Here is a 20,786-nt window from a genome sequence, read left to right as displayed (position 1 = left end):
AAGTGGTCCCATGACTGAGATCACACCGAAGCGGGCCGTTGTTACCGGAGCAAGTTCAGGGATCGGGGCAGCGGCGGTACGTGCGCTGCGCGCCTCGGGCTGGGACGTCGTCGCCGTCGCCCGCCGCCGGGAGAAGCTGGAGGCGCTCGCAGAGGAAACCGGTGCTGAAGCCATCGCAGCGGACGTCACCGATGATGCTTCGGTGGCACGGCTCGCGGAGCAGGTGCTGGCCGGCGGGGGAGTGGATGCCCTGATAAACAACGCCGGCGGTGCCTTCGGGCTGGACCCGGTCGCCAGCGGAAGCATCAGCGACTGGCAGCGCATGTACGACGTCAATGTCCTGGGTGCGCTGCGGACAACGCAGGCATTCCTGCCCGCGCTGCGGGCGAACGGCCGGGGATCGGTCCTGCTGCTGACATCGACGGCGGCCTTCACCGCCTACGAGGGCGGGGCCGGCTACAGTGCGGCGAAGTCCGGGGAAGAGATGCTGGCCCGGACACTGCGCCTGGAGGAAGCCGAACACAACGTCCGTGTCATCGAGATTGCGCCCGGCATGGTGAAAACGGAGGAATTTTCCCTGAACCGGGTGGGGGACAAGGAGGCCGCGGACAAGGTGTACGCCGGCGTCGAAAAGCCGCTGACGGCGGAAGATGTTGCCGAGGTCATCGCGTTCGCTTTGAATGTGCCGCACCACGTTAACCTGGACCAGGTGGTCCTGCGCCCGCTGGCGCAGGCTGCCCAGCACAAGGTCATACGCACCGCATTGCAGGCCGGCAGGTAGTCCCGGACGCCCCGCCGGGGACGGTGCTTCGACAACCGGCGCGGGCGTGGCCTAAACTTGACCGGAACAGCACTGACCCGGCCATCACCGGTGAGCTTCCGGAAGAACAGCTACCTCGTTAACTACCTCGTTAATAGGGGCAGCCCAGTAGAACCGGACGGGTAAGCCCGTCACAGCAGTCAATGAGCGGCAGCCGCGCGAACCCAGCACCAGCGGGAACGCACGGCGGCAAGCGAGGTGGTACCGCGGTTACCGCCGGCCTTTCGGGGCCGGTAGAGGCCGCCCTCGCATCCTGTTCCACAGCCAGATTCACTTGCCGCTATCAGGATGACGAATATGCCCTCTGTATACCCCAAAGCCAGCACCGGCGACGCAGCTTCTGCTGCCGTTCCCTCCTCCCCCCGGTTTCCGGAACTCGAAGAACGCGTTCTGAAGTACTGGGACCAGGACGGCACCTTCCAGGCATCCATTGACGCCCGGCCGGCCGGAAACGACGGCGAGAACGAGTTCGTCTTCTACGACGGCCCGCCCTTCGCCAACGGCCTGCCGCACTACGGCCACCTGCTCACCGGCTACGTGAAGGACCTGGTGGCCCGCTACCAGACCCAGCGCGGCCGCCGCGTGGAACGCCGCTTCGGGTGGGACACCCACGGCCTGCCCGCCGAACTCGAGGCCATGAAGCAGCTCGGGATGAGCGACAAGGTCCAGATCGAGAAGATGGGCATCGACAAGTTCAACGATGCCTGCCGCGCCTCGGTCATGAAGTACGCCGGCGACTGGCAGGACTACGTCACCCGCCAGGCACGCTGGGTGGACTTCGAGAACGATTACAAGACGCTCAACGTCGAGTACATGGAATCGGTCATCTGGGCGTTCAAGACCCTGCATGAAAAGGGCCTGACCTACAGCGGTTTCCGCGTGCTTCCGTACTGCTGGAAGGACGAGACGCCGCTGTCCAACCATGAGCTGCGCATGGATGACGACGTCTACAAGATGCGCCAGGACCAGACGGTCACGGTCACCTTCCCCATCACCGCCGGCGAGAACGCGCTTTCCGCCGAGCTCGAAGGCGTGCAGGCCATCGCCTGGACCACCACCCCCTGGACCCTGCCCACCAACATGGCCCTCGCCGTCGGACCCGAGGTCCGCTACGCCGTCGTGCCCGCAGGACCGAAGGGCACTCAGGCAGGCGAGGGACGCTTCCTCCTGGCTGAGGACCTCGTGGGCTCCTACGCGAAGGACCTGGGGTACGACGACGCCGAGGCCGCCCGCGCGGCAGTCACCGCCGTCCACCTCGGCAAGGACCTCGCCGGGCTGCGCTACGCACCGCTGTGGAACTACTACACCGACACGGAAAAGTGGGGCACTGCCAACGCCTGGCAGATCGTCACCGCGGATTACGTCACCACCACCGACGGCACCGGCGTCGTCCACCAGGCACCGGCCTACGGCGAAGACGACCAGAAGGTCTGCGAGGAATTCGGCATCCCCGTGATCCTCTCCGTGGACGAGGGCGGCAAGTTCCTGCCCATGTTCGCCGTCGGGGAACTCGCCGACATCGCCGGACTGCAGGTCTTCGACGCCAACAAGCCGATCACCCGCGTCCTGAAGGCGGACGGCCGGCTGCTGCGCCAGGCCAGCTACGAGCACAGCTACCCGCACTGCTGGCGCTGCCGGAACCCGCTGATCTACAAGGCGGTCTCCTCCTGGTTCGTGGAGGTCACCAAGATCAAGGACCGCATGGTCGAGCTGAACCAGCAGATCAACTGGATCCCCGAGAACGTCAAGGACGGCCAGTTCGGCAAGTGGCTGGAAAACGCCCGTGACTGGTCCATCAGCCGCAACCGCTACTGGGGCAGCCCCATCCCGGTCTGGGTTTCGGACGATCCCAACTACCCCCGCACCGACGTGTACGGTTCCCTGGCTGAAATGGAAGCCGACTTCGGCCGGCTGCCGCTGAACAAAGAAGGCCAGCCGGACCTGCACCGCCCGTTCATCGACGAGCTGACCCGCCCCAACCCGGACGACCCCACCGGGCAGTCCACCATGCGCCGCGTCGAAGACGTGCTGGATGTGTGGTTCGACTCCGGGTCCATGCCGTACGCCCAGGTGCACTACCCGCACGAGAACGCCGACTGGTTCGAGAACCACAACCCCGGTGACTTCATTGTCGAGTACATCGGCCAGACCCGCGGCTGGTTCTACACGCTGCATGTCCTGGCCACGGCACTGTTTGACCGGCCGGCCTTCCGCAACGTCATCAGCCACGGCATTGTCCTGGGCTCCGACGGGCAGAAAATGTCCAAGTCGCTGCAGAACTATCCGAATGTCTCGGAGGTGCTGGACCGCGACGGTTCCGACGCGATGCGCTGGTTCCTGATGGCCTCCCCGATCCTGCGCGGCGGAAACCTGATCGTCACCGAGCAGGGAATCCGCGACGGCGTCCGCCAGGCCATCCTGCCGCTGTGGAATGTGTGGCACTTCTTCAGCCTCTACACCAACGCCGCCAACAACGGCAACGGCTACGAGGCCAAGGCCTGCTACGACTCCACCGAGCCCCTGGACCGCTACCTGCTCGCCGCCACCGGCGACCTGGTGCGGGACATGGCGACGGCGCTGGACACCTATGACGTGTCCGTGGCCTGCGAGATCCTCCGCGCCTACATGGACACGCTGACCAACTGGTACATCCGCCGCAGCCGTACGCGCTTCTTCGAAGAAGACACGCAGGCCTTCGACGTGCTCTACACCTGCCTGGAGACCGTGTGCCGGGTGGCAGCTCCGCTGCTGCCGCTGATCGGCGAGGAAATCTGGCGCGGCCTGACCGGCGGGCGCTCCGTGCACCTGACCGACTGGCCGGACGCGGACCTCTTCCCGAGCGACCCCGTACTGGTGGAACGCATGGAAGCGACCCGCCGGATTGCCTCCGTCGGTTCCTCGCTCCGCAAGGGTGCCAACCTGCGCGTGCGCCTGCCGCTGTCCGAAATGACCGTCGTCGCTCCGGAGGCGCAGTCCCTGACCGGACAGTTCGCAGCAATCATCGCGGATGAGCTGAACCTTAAGAACGTCCGCTTGGTGGAGGCCGCCGACGCCGACCCGGCCGAATTCGGCATCAGCCAGAAGCTCGTGGTCAATGCGCGCGCAGCCGGACCGCGTCTGGGCAAGAACGTCCAGACGGCCATCAAGGCCGCCAAGTCCGGCGACTGGTCCGTGGACGACGCCGGAACGGTCACCGCCGGCGGCCTCGCCCTGGAGCCGCAGGAATACACCCTGGAAACCGTCGTCGAATCGGATGAAGGGGAATCCGCCAAGGCGGTTGCCGTGCTGCCCGGCGGCGGCTTCCTGGTGCTTAACACCGAGGTCACCCCGGAACTGGCCGCCGAAGGCACCGCCCGCGACGCCATCCGCGCGGTCCAGCAGGCCCGCCGCGACGCGAACCTGCATATCAGCGACCGCATCCGCACCCGCATCAGCACGGGGGAGGAAGAGGCAGCCGCCCTCCAGGCCAACGTGGCCCTGGTGAAGGCAGAAACGCTCACCGATGACCTGGTCATCACCGGGGACCTGGTCACCGACGGCGCCGACACCGACGCCGAGAAATACACCGTCACAGTGGAGAAAATCTAATGAGTTCAGCAGACCGCCCGTCCGGTTCCATTGACGGGTTCTCCGTGGAGAGCGTCTACGCCGAGCTGCTCAGCCGCGCGCCGGAGAACAAGATGGAGCCGCGCATGGCTCCGCTGTTCCGGGCAATGGAGGTACTGGGGGAGCCGAACAAGGCGTTCCCGATCATCCACATCACCGGTACCAACGGCAAGACGTCCACGGCCCGCATGATCGAAGCCGGGCTGCGGGCCTACGGGCTGCGTACCGGCCGGTACACCAGCCCGCACCTGACCAGCGTCACCGAGAGGATCAGCATTGACGGCGAGCCCGTCAGCGATGAAACGTTTGTCCGGATCTGGGACGAGATCCATCCCTACCTGGACATTGTCGACGCCGAGCTGGAGGCTGCGGGCGAGCCCCGGCTGACGTACTTCGAAGCCGTGACCATCCTGGCGTTCGCGGTGTTCGCGGACGAACCGGTGGACGTGGCGGTCATCGAGGTCGGCCTCGGCGGCATCACCGATGCCACCAACGTCGGTGACGGCACCGTTTCCGTGGTCACACCCATTTCCCTGGACCATACCGAGCTGCTGGGCGACGACGTCGCCGACATTGCCCGGGAAAAGGCCGGCATCATCAAGGAGGACGGGTTCCTCATCAGCGCCGCCCAGCCCATGGACGCGGCGCAGGTGCTGCTGGAAAAGGCCCACGAGGCAGGCGTCCCGTTCCGGTTCGAAGGCGTCGAGTTCGGCGTCGAATCCCGGGTGATGGCAGTGGGCGGGCAGATGGTCACCATCAACGGCCTCGCCGGCCGCTATGAGGACCTGCAGGTTCCCCTGCACGGCGCCCACCAGGCCGAAAACGCCGCAGTAGCCGTGGCGGCGCTGGAAGCCTTCATCGGCGGCGGGACCAAGGAGCTCGACGTCGAACTGCTGCGTACCGGGTTCCTGACCGTCACCTCGCCCGGCCGTCTTGAGGTGGTGCGGACCGCACCCACCATCGTTGTCGACGCCGCGCACAACCCGGCGGGCGCGAAGGCGACCGCCGAGGCGCTGCGCGAGGCGTTCAACTTCACCACGCTCGTCCTGGTGGTCGGCATCCTCGCGGAGAAGGACGCCGTCGGCATCCTGAGCGAACTCCGCGAACAGCTCGGCGACCTGGTCAGCGGTGTTGTCCTGACCCAGTCCGCCTCTCCGCGGGCCATTCCTGCCGAGGAACTGGTCCAGGACGCCGTGGATGCCGGGTTCGCCGACGAAGACATCCAGGTCGAGGCCGGCCTGGACAATGCCCTCGAATGGGCCGTAGCCAAGGCCGAGGAGAACAACGATCTCTCCGGCGGCGTGCTTGTGGTCGGTTCCATCACCGTGGTCGCCGAAGCGCGCACCCTCCTCGGAAAGTAGGCTTCGCAGCTATGGCTAAACTGACCAAAGCGCAGCGCGAATGGCGTCCGGGAATGCCCAAGAAGCGCCGCTCCGTCAAGGTAATGTTCGCTTCGACGGTGCTGACACTGGAAGCATTCGTGGTCCTGTTCGGGACGCTGGCCGTCTTCGGGCTGCACCGGGACAGCATCTCCCCGCCGCTGCTGCTCAGCGGCGGACTGCTGCTGGCGGCGGCGCTGATCGGAACGTGCGCGCTGCTCTCCAAACCTGCGGGTCCGCTGATCGGGTGGATCCTGCAGCTGGTGATCATTGCCAGCGGTTTCCTGGAACCCATGATGTTCCTCGTCGGCGTACTCTTCGCCCTGACCTGGTGGTACGGCCTCAAAGCCGGAATGCGCCTGGACCGGGAAAACCGCGAACGGGACCGGATGCAGGCCGAATGGGAGAAAGCCCATCCCGAAGAAGGCAATGCGGCAGCCGGCCCCGAAACCGCCGCCGGCACCGACTAGGCTTAGATCCGATATCCGATCGTTCCAAGGAGATACACCGTGAGCACCGAGCGCACACTTGTCCTGATCAAGCCCGACGGCGTCGAGCGCCGGCTCACCGGAGCCATCCTGGCCAGGATCGAAGCCAAGGGTTACACCGTGGCCGAGCTGAAGAAGACCGAAGCCACCCGCGGCATCCTCGAAGAGCACTACGCCGAGCACCAGGGCAAGCCGTTCTACGAGCCGCTGGTCGAGTTCATGCTCAGCGGCCCGATTGTTGCGGTGGTCCTTGAAGGACAGCGTGTGATTGAAGGCTTCCGGTCCCTGGCCGGCACCACCGATCCCACCACGGCGGCACCGGGCACCATCCGCGGCGACTTCGGCCGCGACTGGGGTTCCGCCGTCCAGCAGAACCTGGTCCACGGCTCCGATTCGCCTGAATCGGCCGCCCGCGAAATCGGCATCTGGTTCAACTGACAGCGCAGTCCATCCGGACACGGGAAGGGCCGGCACCATCACTGGTGCCGGCCCTTCGTGTGCAACGGGAGGTTACGGAATCAGGTTTTCGGCCCGAAGCCGCGCAAAGAGCGCCTTGAAGGCATCCTCCGTGCGACGGTAGCCCGTGAAACCGGCGACCCGGCTCTTGCTCATATCCGTGAGTACCTCGACCTTCCGACCGAGGTCGGCATCGGTGTGCCACCAGGAGGCCAGGCGTCCCAGATCAGGCTCGGCCAGGCCGTGAGCGTCGGCAATCTTGGCCCAGGCTTCGGACATGCCGGCCATTTGCTCCTCCATCGGGCGCGGCTCCGACTCAAAACCGACCGGCTCGACGCCGAACTCGGCGGCCAGCCGAGGCCACAGGGACCGCCAGCGGAAAACGTCGCCGTTGACCACGTTGAAGGCTTCATTGGCGGTGTGCTCATCCGTCGCAGCCCAGAGCATGTGCTCGGCAAGCAGGCCGGCGTCGGTCATGTCGGTGACTGAATTCCACTGGGTTTCGGAGCCGGGGAAAATAAACGGCATCCCCAGCTCGCGGCACAGTGTCGCCTGCACGGCAAGGGTCTGGCCCATGTTCATGGCGTTTCCGACGGCGAAGCCGATCACGGTGTGGGCACGGTGGACCGACCAGGCGAAGTTCTGCCGCTCGGCCGCTGCCATCAGTTCGTCTTCCTGCGCATAGTAGAAGTTCTCCACCGGCAGGCGCGGTTCGTCTTCGGAGAACGGAGTGTCCGGCATGGGACCCTCGCCGTACGCCTCGAACGGCCCCATGTAATGCTTGAGCCCCGTCATCAGGGCCACATGCTCCAGGGGAGCGTCCGCCAGAGCGGTGAGCAGGTTCCGGACCATGGCCGAATTGACGGCAATGTTCTCCGCCTCCGTCTCCTGCCGGGACCAGGACGTAAAGAAGACATGCGTGGGGCGGGCGCCTTCCAGCGCCTTTGCCAGGCTGTCGGGGGAACCGAGGTCCGCTGCAACCGGAACGACGCCGGGACGCGCCGGGTCGGGGTTTCCGGCCTTCCGCGACAGGGCCAGGACGGTCCAGCCCTCGTCCGAGAGCAGGTCCACCAGGGCCGCTCCGGCAATTCCGGTGGCGCCGGCAACGAGTGCGGTGCGCGGAGTTTCCGGGCGGGCGGGCGTGGTTCTGAGCATGGTTCTCCTCATGGATCGAAATGCGGCGTGCGGGGCAATCTTCCGCACGCCTTCCTCTGGGCCAACGGGGAACCGGCGGGGGAAATTCCTCACGGGTTCCGGAGAAAGTCGCCTAGGCTGTGGCCATGGCACTTATATACGACGCCGAGCTGCGTCCCGGCAAAATGGAATTGATCTCCGGCTGGTTGCCGGGCACCTGGTGGTTTCCCTCCACGGAACCGGTGACCGCTCAGAAGGTGGCTTCCTTCCGGTTCGATGACCCCGAGGGCGAGGTGGGAATCGAAACCCATATCGTGGCAGCCGGTTCGCTGCTGGTGCAGGTGCCCCTGACCTACCGCGGCGCGCCGCTGGCCGGCGCGGAGGAATTCCTGATCAACGAAATGGAACATTCGGTGCTCGGACGGCGCTGGGTCTACGACGCCCTCGGCGATCCGGTCTACGCCCGGGCCCTGGAAGCGGCCCTCCTTGCCCGGCAGCCGCAGGCAGCCCAGTACCTGGATAACGACGGCGGACGCGAGCTGTTGTCGGAAACCATGCAGGTCCGCAGCACGGGGATGCCCGACGGCGCCGGGCTGGTTGATGCGCCCGCTTCCGATCCGGAGGGCTGGGCAACCTCCGTCCTGACCGAGGGCGGCTGGGAGTTCTCCGTAGTGCGCTTGCTGGACCTGGACGGACGCACGGCGCCGGACCCCTCACTGACGGCCACCTGGGAGGGCCAGGAAATACCGGTGGTGCTCGCCTGGGGGCTTCCGCTGGAACGGTAGTTCCCGCCCGGGCCGCTGAAACTCCGGGGAAGGGCTAGCTGCCCAGGAAAGAGTTCAGGAACCGGAAGAAGATGGATGCCGCCGTCGCGACCCAGAGCAGAACGACGATCGGCCACGCCCAGTCGGTCAGGAAGCGGACCAGGCCGGCCGGCGCCGGAATGGTGCCGGCCGTCAGGTTGCGGATGGTCGTGAAGACGAACAGCGGAATCATGGCAGCCCACACCACGATGCAGTAGATGCACAGTACGTAAATATCGAACAGTGCCTGGCTCCACAGCCAGACCACGAACACCATGCCGAGGGTGACGCCGATCTGCAGTCCGATCCAGTACCAGCGGGCGAACCGGGCACCCGCCAGCAGACCCATGGCAGTGGTGATAACGACGGCGAAGGCCACGATGCCGATCAGCGGGTTGGGGAAGCCGAAGATGGCCGCCTGCCAGGTCTGGAACACCGTTCCGCAGGAGACCCACGGGCTGATGTCGCAGCTGGTGATGTAGTCGGCGTCCGCGTACACGTGGAGGCGTTCAATCACCAGGATGCCGGACGCGACCCAACCGACTACCGAGGTGACCAGGAGCGTCCAGGCAAAGGACCGGCGTTCCGGACGGACGGCAGCGGCTGCCTGGTCCCGGGGATCGGCTTCGTCCGGGGTGGCGCCGGATGATGGACGGGCTGCGCTGGAGGGCACGGAAGCTCCTTACGGAGTAGCTGTCGGAAGTAACTATCTGCGTCGAGTCTATGCGCAGGGACGGGCCAAAAAGGCGGCCGTATGCGATAATGAAGCTTGGCTGACAACGGAACCACATTCCGTCGCCGGTCCAGCGACAGGCTTCCGGTTCTGCCGGTGACGCTTCCCGTGTAGTTGACCCATCAATCCGGATGGGAACCAGGGAATCCGCCGGCCAGACCTACCCAGAACAGCCGTAACGAAAATTATCCGTTCCGCAGGGGTAGCAGGAAAAGCGCCGCTGGTCTTCGAGTGATACCGCGCCCCACAGCTGGCACGACCTCGAACGACATCCAGACGACTTCCGGCTGGCGGGCAGGCTGCGATGCCACCGCACAGCCGACACATTGCCTTGGGGCATTGGAATGTGGCCAGTGCCGCAGGGCCGGAGCATAGGCCTACATGACTAATCAGAATAATGGAACCAATGAACTGCCTGTGGAAACCGCAGCGGCAGGGGATCTTCCCGTGCAGCCGGCCGAGCAGCCGGCACCCGTAAAAAAGGCCACCCGCAGCCGCCGCAAGTCTGTCCCCGCTGCGTCCCCCGCAGGACAGCCCGCGGCGGACGCCCCGCAGGCCGAAACAGTCGCGGCGGAAACCCAGCCGGAAACCCCCGCGCCCGCCGCTGAGAAGCCCAAGCGCACACGGACCCCCCGTAAGAAGGCAGCACCGGCCGCCGAAGCAGCCGCGCCGCGCGAGGAGACCCCCGAGACTGCTGCCGCCGCCGCGGATTCGGTTTCCGCCGACGGAGCTGCCGAAACCGCTTCCGCTGAAGCAGCTCCCGCCAAGACAGTGCGCCGGCGCCGCACCCCGGCCAAGAAGCCTGCCGTTGATGCCGCTGCCGCGGAGAACGCTGCTGCCGACGAAGTGACGCTGGCTGCCGGTCCCGAGTCCACCAACACTGCCGAACCCGCTGCCGAAACGGCCGCCCCGGCACCGAAAACCCGGACGCGCCGCCGCGCCAGCACGCCGACCGGCCCGGCACGATCGGCTGAGTCGGCCGCGTCCGCTGCTGCGGAACCCGCCGAAACCCCCGCCGAGCCGGTGCTGCCCGCCGCGGCTGAAGCACCCGCCAAGGAAGAGCCCCCCGCCAAGAACCAGGAGCCGGCCAAGGCTGAAGCCGCAGGGCCCACCTCGGCACTGGATCCGTTCTCGGTACCGGAATCGCCCACGTCGGTGCTGTTCCACGCCCCGGACCTCACCGCCGTACGTTCCGTGCCGGTGGCCAAGCCCGCCGAAGCCGAAGAAACGGACGAGCCGGAGGGCAGCGAAGATTCCGGCCGTTCCCGCCGCCGGTCCCGCCGCGGCCGCAGCCGCCAGGGCTCGGAATCAGGAAACGGGCAGGAAGCCGGTGCGGAAGAAGCATCGACCGGCCCCGAGGACTCCGAGTCCGACGGCGTAACCTCCCGCCGTCGTCGTCGGCGCCGCCGCGGGGACGCCGATCTGGAACTGACCGGGGGAGCGGACGATGATCCGCCCAACACCGTCACCCGGGTGCGTGCACCGCGCGCCCACGCCGAGGCTCCGGTCTCGGACCGCGTCACCAGCGTCAAGGGGTCAACCCGGCTGGAAGCCAAGAAGCAGCGCCGCCGCGAGTCCCGCGAGTCGGGCCGGCGCCGCCACGTAATCACCGAGGCTGAGTTCCTGGCCCGCCGCGAGTCCGTGGACCGCCAGATGATTGTCCGCCAGCGTGACGAGCGGATCCAGATCGGCGTGCTGGAAGACGGCGTCCTCGCCGAGCACTTTGTCTCCAACACCCAGCAGGACTCCCTGATCGGCAACGTCTACGTCGGCAAGGTCCAGAACGTGCTGCCCAGCATGGAGGCCGCCTTCGTGGACATTGGCCGCGGACGCAATGCCGTGCTGTACGCCGGCGAGGTCAACTGGGATGCCGCCGGCCTGGACGGCCAGCCGCGCCGTATTGAACTGGCGCTGAAGTCCGGCGACTCGGTCCTGGTGCAGGTCACCAAGGATCCGGTGGGCCACAAGGGCGCACGCCTGACCAGCCAGATTTCCCTGCCCGGCCGCTACCTCGTGTACGTCCCCGGCGGTTCGATGACCGGCATCTCACGCAAGCTGCCCGACGTCGAACGCAACCGGCTCAAGAAGATCCTCAAGGACCACCTGCCGGAAAACGCCGGCGTCATTGTGCGCACCGCCGCCGAAGGTGCCAGCGAGGAAGAGTTGATGAATGACATCAACCGCCTCCGCGCCCAGTGGGAGAACATCGAAGCCAAGTCCACGTCCACCAAGACGCTGCCGCCGGAACTCCTGTACGGCGAACCGGACCTGACCATCAAGGTGGTCCGCGACGTCTTCAACGAGGACTTCTCCAAGCTCGTGGTCTCCGGTGAAGAGGCCTGGGACACCATCGAGGCCTATGTCACGTACGTGGCCCCGGACCTGGTGGGACGCCTCGAGAAGTGGACCAAGGACGAGGACATCTTCTCGGCGCACCGCATCGACGAGCAGATCGCCAAGGCGCTGGACCGCAAGGTGTTCCTGCCTTCGGGCGGCTCCCTGGTGATTGACCGCACCGAAGCCATGACCGTGGTGGACGTCAACACGGGCAAGTTCACCGGCAGCGGCGGCAACCTGGAAGAGACCGTCACCAAGAACAACCTCGAAGCGGCCGAAGAAGTGGTCCGCCAGCTGCGGCTGCGCGACATCGGCGGCATCATCGTCATCGACTTCATCGACATGGTCCTTGAAGCCAACCGTGACCTGGTGCTGCGCCGTCTCGTGGAGTGCCTGGGCCGGGACCGTACCAAGCACCAGGTCGCCGAGGTTACCTCGCTGGGCCTGGTCCAGATGACCCGCAAGCGCATGGGCACCGGCCTGCTGGAAGTCTTCGGCGAGACGTGCGAGCACTGCGACGGCCGCGGCGTCGTCACGCAGGACGTACCCGTGGAGCACCGCCGCAGCACCAGCCACACGCCGGCCGCCAACGGCCACGCGGTTGCCGACGATAATCACCAGCAGCACCTCAAGCAGGAAAAGCAGTCCCGCGGGGACCGGAAGCGGAACCGCAGCCGCGGACAGAACGGCAATGTCCAGGTACCGGAAGAGCAGCCGCAGGCTGACGAGCCGGTGCAGGAAGATGCCGAGCGGCAGGCGAAGGCCGAAGCCGCCCGCGCAGCCTTGGCCAGCATTGCCGCTGCGACCGCCGCCGCACATGAGGTGGTTGACGCAGCCGCCAACGGCGACGCGGGATCCTCGACGCCGGCCGCGAAGGAGGCAGCCGATGACGAGTCCGACACCGAGCCGGGGGCCGTGCTGAACATCCAGGGGGAAACCGTAGTGGTTCCCCGCCGCCAGCGGCGCCGCCAGGTGAAGGAAGAACCCGTCCTGACCCTCGAAAGCCTGACCGAAGCCTTCAACGAGGTTGCCTCGGCCGTGTCCCAGCCCGTGCAGCCGGCCGCCGATGCGGAGCCTGCTGCGCAGGTGCAGGAGCCGAAGTCCACCCGGCAGGCCGCAGTGCAGGCATCCGCGCCGGAGGCACCGGCCCGTCCGGCACGCCGCCGCAGGGCGGCCAGCAGCCCGCAGGGTGCCGCCGAGGTCCTGGCACCGGCAGCAGGGGAATCCGCTTCCTCCACGCCGGCGCGGCATACGGTCACGGCTGCCGGCAAGCCGCCGGTTGCCCGGGAGGAAAAGACCGGTGCTGCGGCTCCGGTGATCCTTGGCGTAGGCGTACCGGCCTCCGAGCTGTAGCGTCCTCGTACCACTGCCTGCGGGCGGCCTGTCCCTTAGGGGCCGGGCCGCCCGCAGGCTTTTAAGCCCGTGCCATGGACCCGCCGGGGTGCCGATGCCCGGAACACCGGCATCATGGGATAAAGTAGAGATCGAGCAGTGGCACCGGTTCGGTGGCGCCCTTGGTCCGACTGCACCTGTACAGCTCTATGAGTACAGTGTGCAGGCACCGCATTTGCGGGTTATAGGACCATTAGCGTAGCCTTGAACTTCGGTGCGAACGCCTTCCAACCGTTTATCGGCTTAGGCGGAACTGCATGGCGCAAGGCAGGCCCAATCTGGTCCCAGCTAAATGCGCATCCAAGTATTAAACGTCGAGAGAAGTGAGTTCCCAAGTGGTGTACGCGATTGTCCGCGCTGGCGGCCGCCAAGAAAAGGTTTCCGTCGGAGACCTCGTAACCCTGGACCGCGTCCCCGGTGGAGCCGGTAGCACCTTTGAGCTGCCTGCCCTGCTTTTGGTTGATGGCGACAAGGTCACCTCTGCTGCACAGGACCTGGCCAAGGTTACCGTGACTGCAGAAATCGTCGAGAACTTCCGGGGTCCGAAGATTGTCATCCAGAAGTTCAAGAACAAGACCGGCTACAAGAAGCGTCAGGGCTACCGCTCCTCGCTGACCAAGGTCAAGGTTACGTCCATCAACTCCTGATTCTCCTGCCGGCCCCAGGGCCGGGAACGCGGGTGTGATCCCGCCTGAGGGTTTCAATATCAGTTAGCAAAGGCAGGCAAAGAAATGGCACATAAGAAAGGTGCGAGTTCCACTCGCAACGGTCGCGACTCCAACGCCCAGTACCTCGGCGTAAAGCGTTTCGGCGGCCAGGTTGTCAAGGCAGGCGAAATCATCGTTCGCCAGCGTGGCACCCACTTCCACCCGGGTGAGGGCGTTGGCCGCGGAGGCGACGACACCCTGTTCGCCCTGGAAGCAGGCGCAGTTGAATTCGGCAGCCGTCGTGGCCGCCGCGTCGTGAACATCGTGGCTGCTGCAGCCGCCGAGTAATCACCGGCATTTAGCTTTTCCGACGGGGCGGGCCTTGATGGCCCGCCCCGTCGTTTTTTAAGCCAAGTAGAATTGGCATGATCAAGAAGTTCCTTTGAAGGAGAACCATGGCCAGCTTTGTAGACCGCGTAGTGCTGCACGTTTCGGGCGGTACAGGCGGCCATGGTTGCGTGTCCGTCAAGCGTGAAAAGTTCAAGCCCCTGGGTGGGCCCGACGGCGGCAACGGCGGCGACGGCGGCGACGTCATCCTGCGCGTTGACTCGAATACCACCACCCTGCTGGACTACCACCACGCCCCGCACCGGCACGCCACCAACGGCGGCAACGGCATGGGCGACTGGCGCGCGGGCAAGACCGGCGAGACGCTGATCCTCCCCGTGCCGGACGGCACCGTCGTCAAGAACAAGGCCGGCGAGGTCCTGGCGGACCTGGTAGGCGAGGGCAGCGAGTACATCGCTGCCGCCGGCGGCCAGGGCGGCCTCGGCAACTCCTCGCTTTCCTCACAGAAGCGCAAGGCTCCCGGATTCGCGCTGCTGGGCGTGCCCGGCGAAGAGTCCGACATTGTCCTGGAGCTCAAGTCCATTGCCGATATTGCACTGGTCGGCTTCCCGTCGGCCGGCAAGTCCTCGCTGATTGCGGCCATCTCCGCTGCCCGGCCGAAGATCGCCGACTACCCCTTCACCACGCTGATCCCGAACCTGGGCGTTGTCCAGTCCGGCGACGTGCGCTTCACCGTCGCCGATGTTCCCGGCCTCATCGAGGGCGCTTCCGAGGGCAAGGGCCTGGGCCACAACTTCCTGCGCCACGTGGAACGCTGCGCCGCCCTGGTGCACGTGCTGGACTGTGCCGCACTGGAAACGGACCGCGACCCCATTGGGGACCTGGAAGTCATTGAGCGTGAGCTCGAGAAGTACGAAGTGGACATGAGCTACGCGGGCACCGACGGTGACGTCGTGCCGCTGAACCGCCGTCCCCGCCTTGTCGCACTGAACAAGGTGGACGTCCCTGACGGCCGCGACATGGCCGAATTCGTCCGGCCGGAGCTGGAGAAGCGCGGCTACCGCGTGTTCGAGGTTTCCGCGTCCAGCCATGAAGGCCTGCGTGAACTCGGGTTCGCCATGGCTGCCATCGTCAAGGAAGCCCGGGACGCCGTGGAGAAGGCTCCGCCGCGTATCCAGCCGCCGGTCCTGAAGCCGCGCGGCGTCAACTACAAGGGTGGCTTCCTGATCCGCCGCGAGGAGCGCAACCTCGAGCCGCTCTTCCGCGTCCTGGGTGAGAAGCCGGTTCGCTGGGTGCAGCAGACCGACTTCACCAATGACGAAGCCGTGGGCTACCTGGCGGACCGCCTGGCCAAGCTGGGTGTGGAGGAGAAACTGTTCAAGGAAGGCGCCAAGCCCGGTGACGCCGTGGTCATCGGCGAGGGCGACGGCGTCGTCTTCGACTGGGAGCCCACGATGATCGGCGGAGCGGAACTGCTTGCCGCTTCCCCGCGTGGCAGCGATATCCGCGTCGAAGACTTCTCCCGCCCGACCCGCGAGGAAAAGCGCGGCGACCACCAGAAGCGCAAGGAAGCCCGCGCCGCGGCCCGCGACGAGCTCGAAGCAGAGCGCAAGGCAGGCATCTGGACCGAGTCCGTGAACTACAAGCACTCCACCCGCCCTGCGGACGTCGAGGGTAACGAAGAGGCGTAACACCTTCATCTTCCCGGTAGGGACGGGGTGCAGCGCATAGGCTGGGCAGGTTATGAGTGAACACATCGAATTCGCCACACCTGCCCGCCGTGCGTTAACGTCCCGTTCCGGGCTGGCCCGGGCCCGCCGGGTGGTCGTCAAAGTGGGGTCCTCGTCCCTGACCTCCGTGGCGGGCGGGATCTCCGACTCTGCCCTGCGGTCCCTGGCCGATGTGCTTTCCGCCCGGCATGCGCAGGGCACCGAGATCATCCTGGTCTCATCCGGCGCTATCAGCGCCGGGTTGGCGCCGCTGGGACTCACCAAGCGTCCGGCACAGCTTTCCTCCCAGCAGGCTGCAGCCAGCGTGGGGCAGGGCCTGCTGATGGCGCGTTACACGCAGGCGTTCAGTGCGCACGGTGTCACGGTCAGCCAGGTGCTGCTCACCATTGAGGACCTGATGCGCCGCGCCCATCATGCCAACGCGCACCGGGCCATGGAACGGCTGCTGAACTTCGGCGTCCTGCCGATTGTGAATGAGAACGACGCCGTCGCCAGCCACGAGATCCGGTTCGGCGACAACGACCGGCTGGCCGCGCTTGTGGCGCACCTTGTGAAGGCCGACGCGCTCATCCTGCTCTCCGACGTCGACGCCCTCTACGACGGTCCGCCGTCCGAGGGCGCCCGCCGCATCCCCGAAGTCACCGGTCCCAAGGACCTGGCGGACGTGCGGATCGGCAGGGTGGGCAAGGCCGGCGTCGGTACGGGCGGCATGGCAACCAAGGTCGAAGCAGCCACCATTGCCGCGGAATCGGGCATCCCGGCACTGGTCACGTCCACGGCCAACGCGGCCGCCGCGCTGGCCGGCGAAGACGTGGGCACCTGGTTCACCACCCGCGGCCGGCGCCGGTCCATCCGCTTGCTGTGGCTCGCCCACCTCGCCCGCATTCAAGGCACACTGGTGCTCGACGACGGCGCCGCGAAGGCAGTGGGGGACCGGCACCGTTCGCTGCTGCCGGCAGGCATCACTGCTGTGAAGGGGCAATTCGAGCCCGGTGACGCCGTTGCCCTGGCCGATACCGCGGGCCGCGTGATTGCCCATGGCCTGACGAACTACGGTTCGGACGAGCTGCCCTCCATGCTTGGCCGCTCCACCCGGGAACTGTCCCGCGAGCTGGGGCGCGGATATGAACGCGCGGTGGTCCATGTAAACGACCTCGTTCTCCTGCACCCCAACGAAGCACCGGCACCCGGGCCGGAAGCCGGCACCGGACCTACACTGGGAGCATGACTTCCGTGAACACAACTGAGGCTGAGCTGGAACATGCCGGTACGGACAACGGCGTGGAAGCCCAGGTCCATGCCCTTGCCGACCGTTCCCGCACCGCCGCCCGGCGCCTGGCGCGGGCCAACCGCGCCTGGAAGGACCGCGCCCTGCGGCAGATCGCGCAGAACGTCAACGCCAAACACGCCGCCATCCTCGCGGCCAACGCCCGCGATGTGGCGGCCGGCCGGGACAACGGGACCTCTGCGGCCATGCTGGACCGGCTGTCGCTGACGCCGGCACGCATCACCGCGCTGGCCGCAGCGCTGGAGAACCTGGCCGGGCTGCCGGATCCGGTGGGTTCCGTCGCCCGCGGCCAGACGCTGCCCAACGGCCTGCGGCTGCGCCAGGTGCATGTTCCGATGGGCGTGGTGGCCGCGATCTACGAGGCCCGCCCCAACGTCACCCTCGATATTGCCGGACTGGCGCTGAAAAGCGGCAACGCCGTTCTCCTGCGCGGCGGCAGCGCCGCCGAGAACACCAACGCCGTCCTCGTGGAAATCATCCGTGACTCCCTCGAGGAAGCGGGCCTGCCCGCCGACGCCGTGCAGAGCGTTGACCAGTACGGCCGTGAAGGCGCCAACGTCCTGATGAAGGCCCGGGGCCGGGTGGACGTGCTGATTCCGCGCGGCGGCCGCTCCCTGATCCAGTCCGTCGTCACCAACGCCACTGTGCCCGTCATTGAGACGGGGGAGGGCAACGTCCACATCTACCTGGACCGGACGGCGCCGGTGGAGATGGCTGTGGACATCCTGCTCAACGCCAAGACGCAGCGCCCCAGCGTCTGCAATACAGTCGAGACCCTGCTCATCCACGAGGGTGCGCCGGCTGCCCGCGACGTCCTGGCGGCGCTGGCCGCCGCCGGCGTCCGCCTGCACGCCGACCCCCGCGCCATGGAACTGCTGCCCGCCGGAGTCAGCGCGGAAAAAGCCGACGACGGCGACTGGGGGCGTGAGTACATGGACCTGGACCTGGCCGTGGCGGTAGTGGACACGCTCGATGACGCGCTGGATCACATCCGGCGCTGGACCACCGGACACACTGAAGCGATTATCACCAATGACCTTGCCAATGCGGAGCGGTTCATTGCGGAGATCGATTCCGCGGCGGTGATTGTCAATGCCTCCACCAGGTTCACGGACGGGGGCGAACTCGGGCTGGGAGCCGAGGTGGGCATTTCCACGCAGAAAATGCATGCCCGCGGTCCCATGGGGCTCAGGGAACTGACCACTACGAAATGGATCATCCAGGGCGACGGGCAGATCCGCGACTAGTTCCGTCCAGCGGCCCGGCGACGGGTCCGGCTGCGATGTGCACTCCGTTACGCGTACCATTGACTAAGAACCCGTTCCGCCGGCTGCCCGGCGGAACCTATCGATCTCTAGGGGAGATACATGCTGATCCAGCTTACGGGCGCCGTGTTTACTGCTGCCGAAGAACACCACGTTGAACTGCCGGCGTCTCCGTACGTCTACGGCGGAGTGATCTTTGCGGCACTGCTGCTGCTGATGCTGATCACGGTGTCCTTCTCCAACGTGGGCAACCGCCACACGGCCGAGCCGGAGCACGTTGACCCCCAGCGCCAGTTCCCCGACAAGCATGACCACGGCCAGGCCATCAGGGACTGACCCCGTACGTGGAGTCAGCGGAGGCGTTCTTCCCCATGGGTGAACCGCAGCGGACACAAAGCAACGGAAAGCGCAGATTCCGCCTCGGAGTCATGGGTGGAACGTTCGACCCCATTCACAACGGCCACCTGGTTGCGGCGAGTGAGGTTGCGTCCACGTTCGATCTGGACGAAGTGGTTTTTGTTCCCACCGGTGACCCGTGGCATAAACCGGCCGCCCAGCAGGTGAGTCCGGCAGAGCACCGGTATCTGATGACTGTCATCGCTACGGCATCGAACCCGCGGTTTACGGTGAGCCGGGTCGACATCGACCGGCCCGGCCCTACGTACACCATCGACACACTGCGCGATTTGAAGGCGGCGAGGCCCGAGGCTGACCTGTTCTTCATTACCGGCGCCGATGCCATGGCGCAGATCCTGTCCTGGAAAGACATCCAGGAGCTGTGGTCACTGGCGCGTTTCGTGGGGGTCACGCGGCCGGGACACGTTCTGGAGAACGTGGGCCGGGATGACGTCTTCCTGTTGGATGTGCCGGCCATGGCGATTTCGTCGACCGACTGCCGGCGCCGCGTGGCCGAAGGCAACCCCGTGTGGTACCTCGTGCCGGACGGGGTAGTGCAGTACATCGCGAAGCACCGTTTGTACGCCGCCGACAGGCAGGCTCCGAACTCCGCGGAAACCGAAACAGAACCAGTAGCGTAAATACAGATACCGGATGGGTAGGAAATGACTAACGGTCCAGAGTCCGCGCCGCGGCGCAGCCGCCGGGCGGCCGACGTACCCGTGGATTCCCCGGCCGGGCCGCGGGAACGTGAGTCCCAGCAGCGCGCCCGGGACCGGGAAGCGCTGCGTGCGTACAAGGCCCTGGCAGAGACGCCGGAGCGCCCTGACCCTGAGACCGCGACGCCCACCCGACGGCAGCTGAGGCTGCAGCAGCAACAGCGCGCTGCGGCGGCGGGTACCGGGACCGGGTCGGCTGAGTTGCCCGCGGATGTCCCGGCCTCGCCGGACGCAACCGGACCGGTCGCTTCCGAACCGTCTCCAACGGCACCTGCCGGGACGTCGCTGCGTCGGGAACGACGCCGGCAATCGTCAGTGGCGGGCACGGACACCGAACCGGAGTCCCCGACGTCGGAACCGAGGGCTTTGGAAACGCAGGCCTCGGAACCGAAGGCTTCGGAAACGCACGCTCCGGAAAGGCAGCACGAGCAGGAATCCGGCTCCCGGGCATCCCGAAAGCAGAGCCGCCGCGCCGCACCGGCGTCGGCAACTCCGGCCGTTGCGGAAGGTACGGCTGCCGGCACCGACCCCAACGCCGACGTCGAGGGTATGAGCGTGGAACAGGCCCTGGCTGCCCGTCAGGCACTGGAGGGACAGGCCCGCAACCACGTTGCGGCCATGGAGGCCCTGCAGGTTGATGATCCGCAGGCCGTGGACCTGGAACTGCTGGCCCAGCAGAAGGCGCTGGCCGAACGTGCCAAGGTACTGAACCGCCGCACCCGTGCCATCGAGAAACTGTCGCAGGAAAACGAGCAGCGCAAACCGTCGCCGAGCGACCCGAGTACTGCCCACAACCTGGCGATGGTGACGCCGCTCGAGTTCGTGAAGGTCCCCGGGATGGAACATCCCGTGATGAAGGCGCCGCAGACCTCGCACATTCCGATTGTTACCTCGTCGACGCCGGTGGTGGATCCGGAGGCTGCTGCCGCGCGGACCCTGCCGGCGGTTCCTGCCCAGCGTCCGGCGTCCGTGCCGCGCCGGGTACCGGTAGGCGCCACCGACGTGCGCCATTCACGGATCCTCGCCCGCGCGGACGCGCTGGTCAATAAACCGGTTGAATCCGAGGAAGCTGCCGCCCCCATCGGTGCCCGCAGTGCCTTCGGACTTGACCCCCTAGATGTCATGACGGCCGGACTCGGCCGTACCCGGAGGCTGCGTTTTGCGGCCGCCGGTGTTGCAGGTCTGGGCACACTTGCCCTGATCGTCGGAGTACTAATGATCGTCGGCGGCCTTGGCGGCTGACCG

17 protein-coding genes are annotated in these 20,786 nt (G+C 66.5%); 15 read left to right on the top strand and 2 right to left on the bottom strand.

Annotation, left to right across the window (positions count from 1 at the left end; all coding sequences use genetic code 11):
- The first annotated feature begins 10 nt into the window (after positions 1 to 10).
- The 5 genes from N2K99_RS10155 to ndk all read left to right on the top strand — a co-directional run bounded on the left by N2K99_RS10155 (position 11) and on the right by ndk (position 6,731).
- Positions 11 to 781 (top strand): SDR family oxidoreductase, encoded by a 771-nt coding sequence (locus tag N2K99_RS10155; RefSeq protein ID WP_227921058.1) that lies wholly within the window; start codon positions 11 to 13, stop codon positions 779 to 781.
- 327 nt (positions 782 to 1,108) lie between these two features.
- Positions 1,109 to 4,408, top strand: a complete 3,300-nt coding sequence (gene ileS / locus N2K99_RS10150) for an isoleucine--tRNA ligase (RefSeq protein ID WP_227933680.1) — start codon at positions 1,109 to 1,111, stop codon at positions 4,406 to 4,408.
- On the top strand, positions 4,408 to 5,787 hold the full coding sequence (locus tag N2K99_RS10145; protein WP_227933679.1) for a folylpolyglutamate synthase/dihydrofolate synthase family protein: 1,380 nt from the start codon (positions 4,408 to 4,410) through the stop codon (positions 5,785 to 5,787). The genes ileS and N2K99_RS10145 overlap by 1 nt, the downstream gene beginning before the upstream one ends.
- 11 nt (positions 5,788 to 5,798) lie before the next feature.
- Positions 5,799 to 6,275, top strand: a complete 477-nt coding sequence (locus N2K99_RS10140) for a DUF4233 domain-containing protein (protein ID WP_227921061.1) — start codon at positions 5,799 to 5,801, stop codon at positions 6,273 to 6,275.
- Positions 6,276 to 6,314: 39 nt separating this feature from the next.
- Positions 6,315 to 6,731 carry a nucleoside-diphosphate kinase gene (ndk, locus tag N2K99_RS10135; RefSeq protein ID WP_227921063.1) on the top strand — a complete coding sequence of 139 codons (417 nt, stop codon included), beginning with the start codon at positions 6,315 to 6,317 and terminating at the stop codon, positions 6,729 to 6,731.
- 72 nt (positions 6,732 to 6,803) lie between these two features.
- Here the strand turns inward: ndk and N2K99_RS10130 are convergent, their stop codons facing one another.
- Complete coding sequence (locus N2K99_RS10130; RefSeq protein ID WP_227933678.1) at positions 6,804 to 7,904, bottom strand: SDR family oxidoreductase; 1,101 nt, start codon at positions 7,902 to 7,904, stop codon at positions 6,804 to 6,806.
- A gap of 125 nt (positions 7,905 to 8,029) precedes the next feature.
- Between N2K99_RS10130 and N2K99_RS10125 the strand changes: the two genes are divergently transcribed.
- On the top strand, positions 8,030 to 8,668 hold the full coding sequence (locus N2K99_RS10125; protein ID WP_227933677.1) for a CG0192-related protein: 639 nt from the start codon (positions 8,030 to 8,032) through the stop codon (positions 8,666 to 8,668).
- Between the two features lie 34 nt (positions 8,669 to 8,702).
- Here the strand turns inward: N2K99_RS10125 and N2K99_RS10120 are convergent, their stop codons facing one another.
- Positions 8,703 to 9,359 (bottom strand): vitamin K epoxide reductase family protein, encoded by a 657-nt coding sequence (locus tag N2K99_RS10120; RefSeq protein WP_374200050.1) that lies wholly within the window; start codon positions 9,357 to 9,359, stop codon positions 8,703 to 8,705.
- 441 nt (positions 9,360 to 9,800) lie between these two features.
- On the opposite strand from N2K99_RS10120, the gene N2K99_RS10115 reads away from it, so the two are divergent.
- From N2K99_RS10115 to N2K99_RS10075, 9 genes are all read left to right on the top strand, one after another.
- Positions 9,801 to 13,109 carry an Rne/Rng family ribonuclease gene (locus tag N2K99_RS10115; RefSeq protein WP_227933676.1) on the top strand — a complete coding sequence of 1,103 codons (3,309 nt, stop codon included), beginning with the start codon at positions 9,801 to 9,803 and terminating at the stop codon, positions 13,107 to 13,109.
- Between the two features lie 374 nt (positions 13,110 to 13,483).
- Positions 13,484 to 13,795, top strand: a complete 312-nt coding sequence (gene rplU, locus N2K99_RS10110) for a 50S ribosomal protein L21 (protein WP_146361875.1) — start codon at positions 13,484 to 13,486, stop codon at positions 13,793 to 13,795.
- Positions 13,796 to 13,879: 84 nt separating this feature from the next.
- A complete protein-coding gene (rpmA, locus tag N2K99_RS10105) occupies positions 13,880 to 14,143 on the top strand; it encodes a 50S ribosomal protein L27 (protein ID WP_104053918.1) in 264 nt (87 codons plus the stop codon).
- Positions 14,144 to 14,250: 107 nt separating this feature from the next.
- Positions 14,251 to 15,834 carry a GTPase ObgE gene (gene obgE, locus N2K99_RS10100; protein WP_227921074.1) on the top strand — a complete coding sequence of 528 codons (1,584 nt, stop codon included), beginning with the start codon at positions 14,251 to 14,253 and terminating at the stop codon, positions 15,832 to 15,834.
- A gap of 52 nt (positions 15,835 to 15,886) precedes the next feature.
- Entirely contained in the window at positions 15,887 to 17,101 is a 1,215-nt protein-coding gene (gene proB, locus N2K99_RS10095) for a glutamate 5-kinase (RefSeq protein ID WP_227921078.1), read from the top strand.
- The gene (locus tag N2K99_RS10090; protein ID WP_227921080.1) at positions 17,098 to 18,408 is read left to right on the top strand and encodes a glutamate-5-semialdehyde dehydrogenase; all 1,311 of its coding nucleotides are present in this window, start codon (positions 17,098 to 17,100) and stop codon (positions 18,406 to 18,408) included. Before proB ends, N2K99_RS10090 begins: the two co-directional genes overlap by 4 nt.
- Positions 18,409 to 18,528: 120 nt before the next feature.
- Positions 18,529 to 18,762 (top strand): hypothetical protein, encoded by a 234-nt coding sequence (locus N2K99_RS10085; protein ID WP_227921083.1) that lies wholly within the window; start codon positions 18,529 to 18,531, stop codon positions 18,760 to 18,762.
- Between the two features lie 92 nt (positions 18,763 to 18,854).
- Positions 18,855 to 19,463, top strand: coding sequence for a nicotinate-nucleotide adenylyltransferase (gene nadD, locus N2K99_RS10080; protein ID WP_231709344.1), 609 nt, complete (start codon positions 18,855 to 18,857; stop codon positions 19,461 to 19,463).
- Between the two features lie 24 nt (positions 19,464 to 19,487).
- Positions 19,488 to 20,783, top strand: coding sequence for a hypothetical protein (locus N2K99_RS10075; protein WP_227933675.1), 1,296 nt, complete (start codon positions 19,488 to 19,490; stop codon positions 20,781 to 20,783).
- The last annotated feature ends 3 nt before the right edge of the window (positions 20,784 to 20,786 follow it).

Origin of the sequence: Arthrobacter sp. zg-Y1110 (assembly GCF_025244865.1) — a bacterium.
Classification (GTDB): Bacteria; Actinomycetota; Actinomycetes; order Actinomycetales; family Micrococcaceae; genus Arthrobacter_B.
Note: the sequence above shows the minus strand (reverse complement) of the source record. Positions and strands in the feature narration are given on the sequence as shown.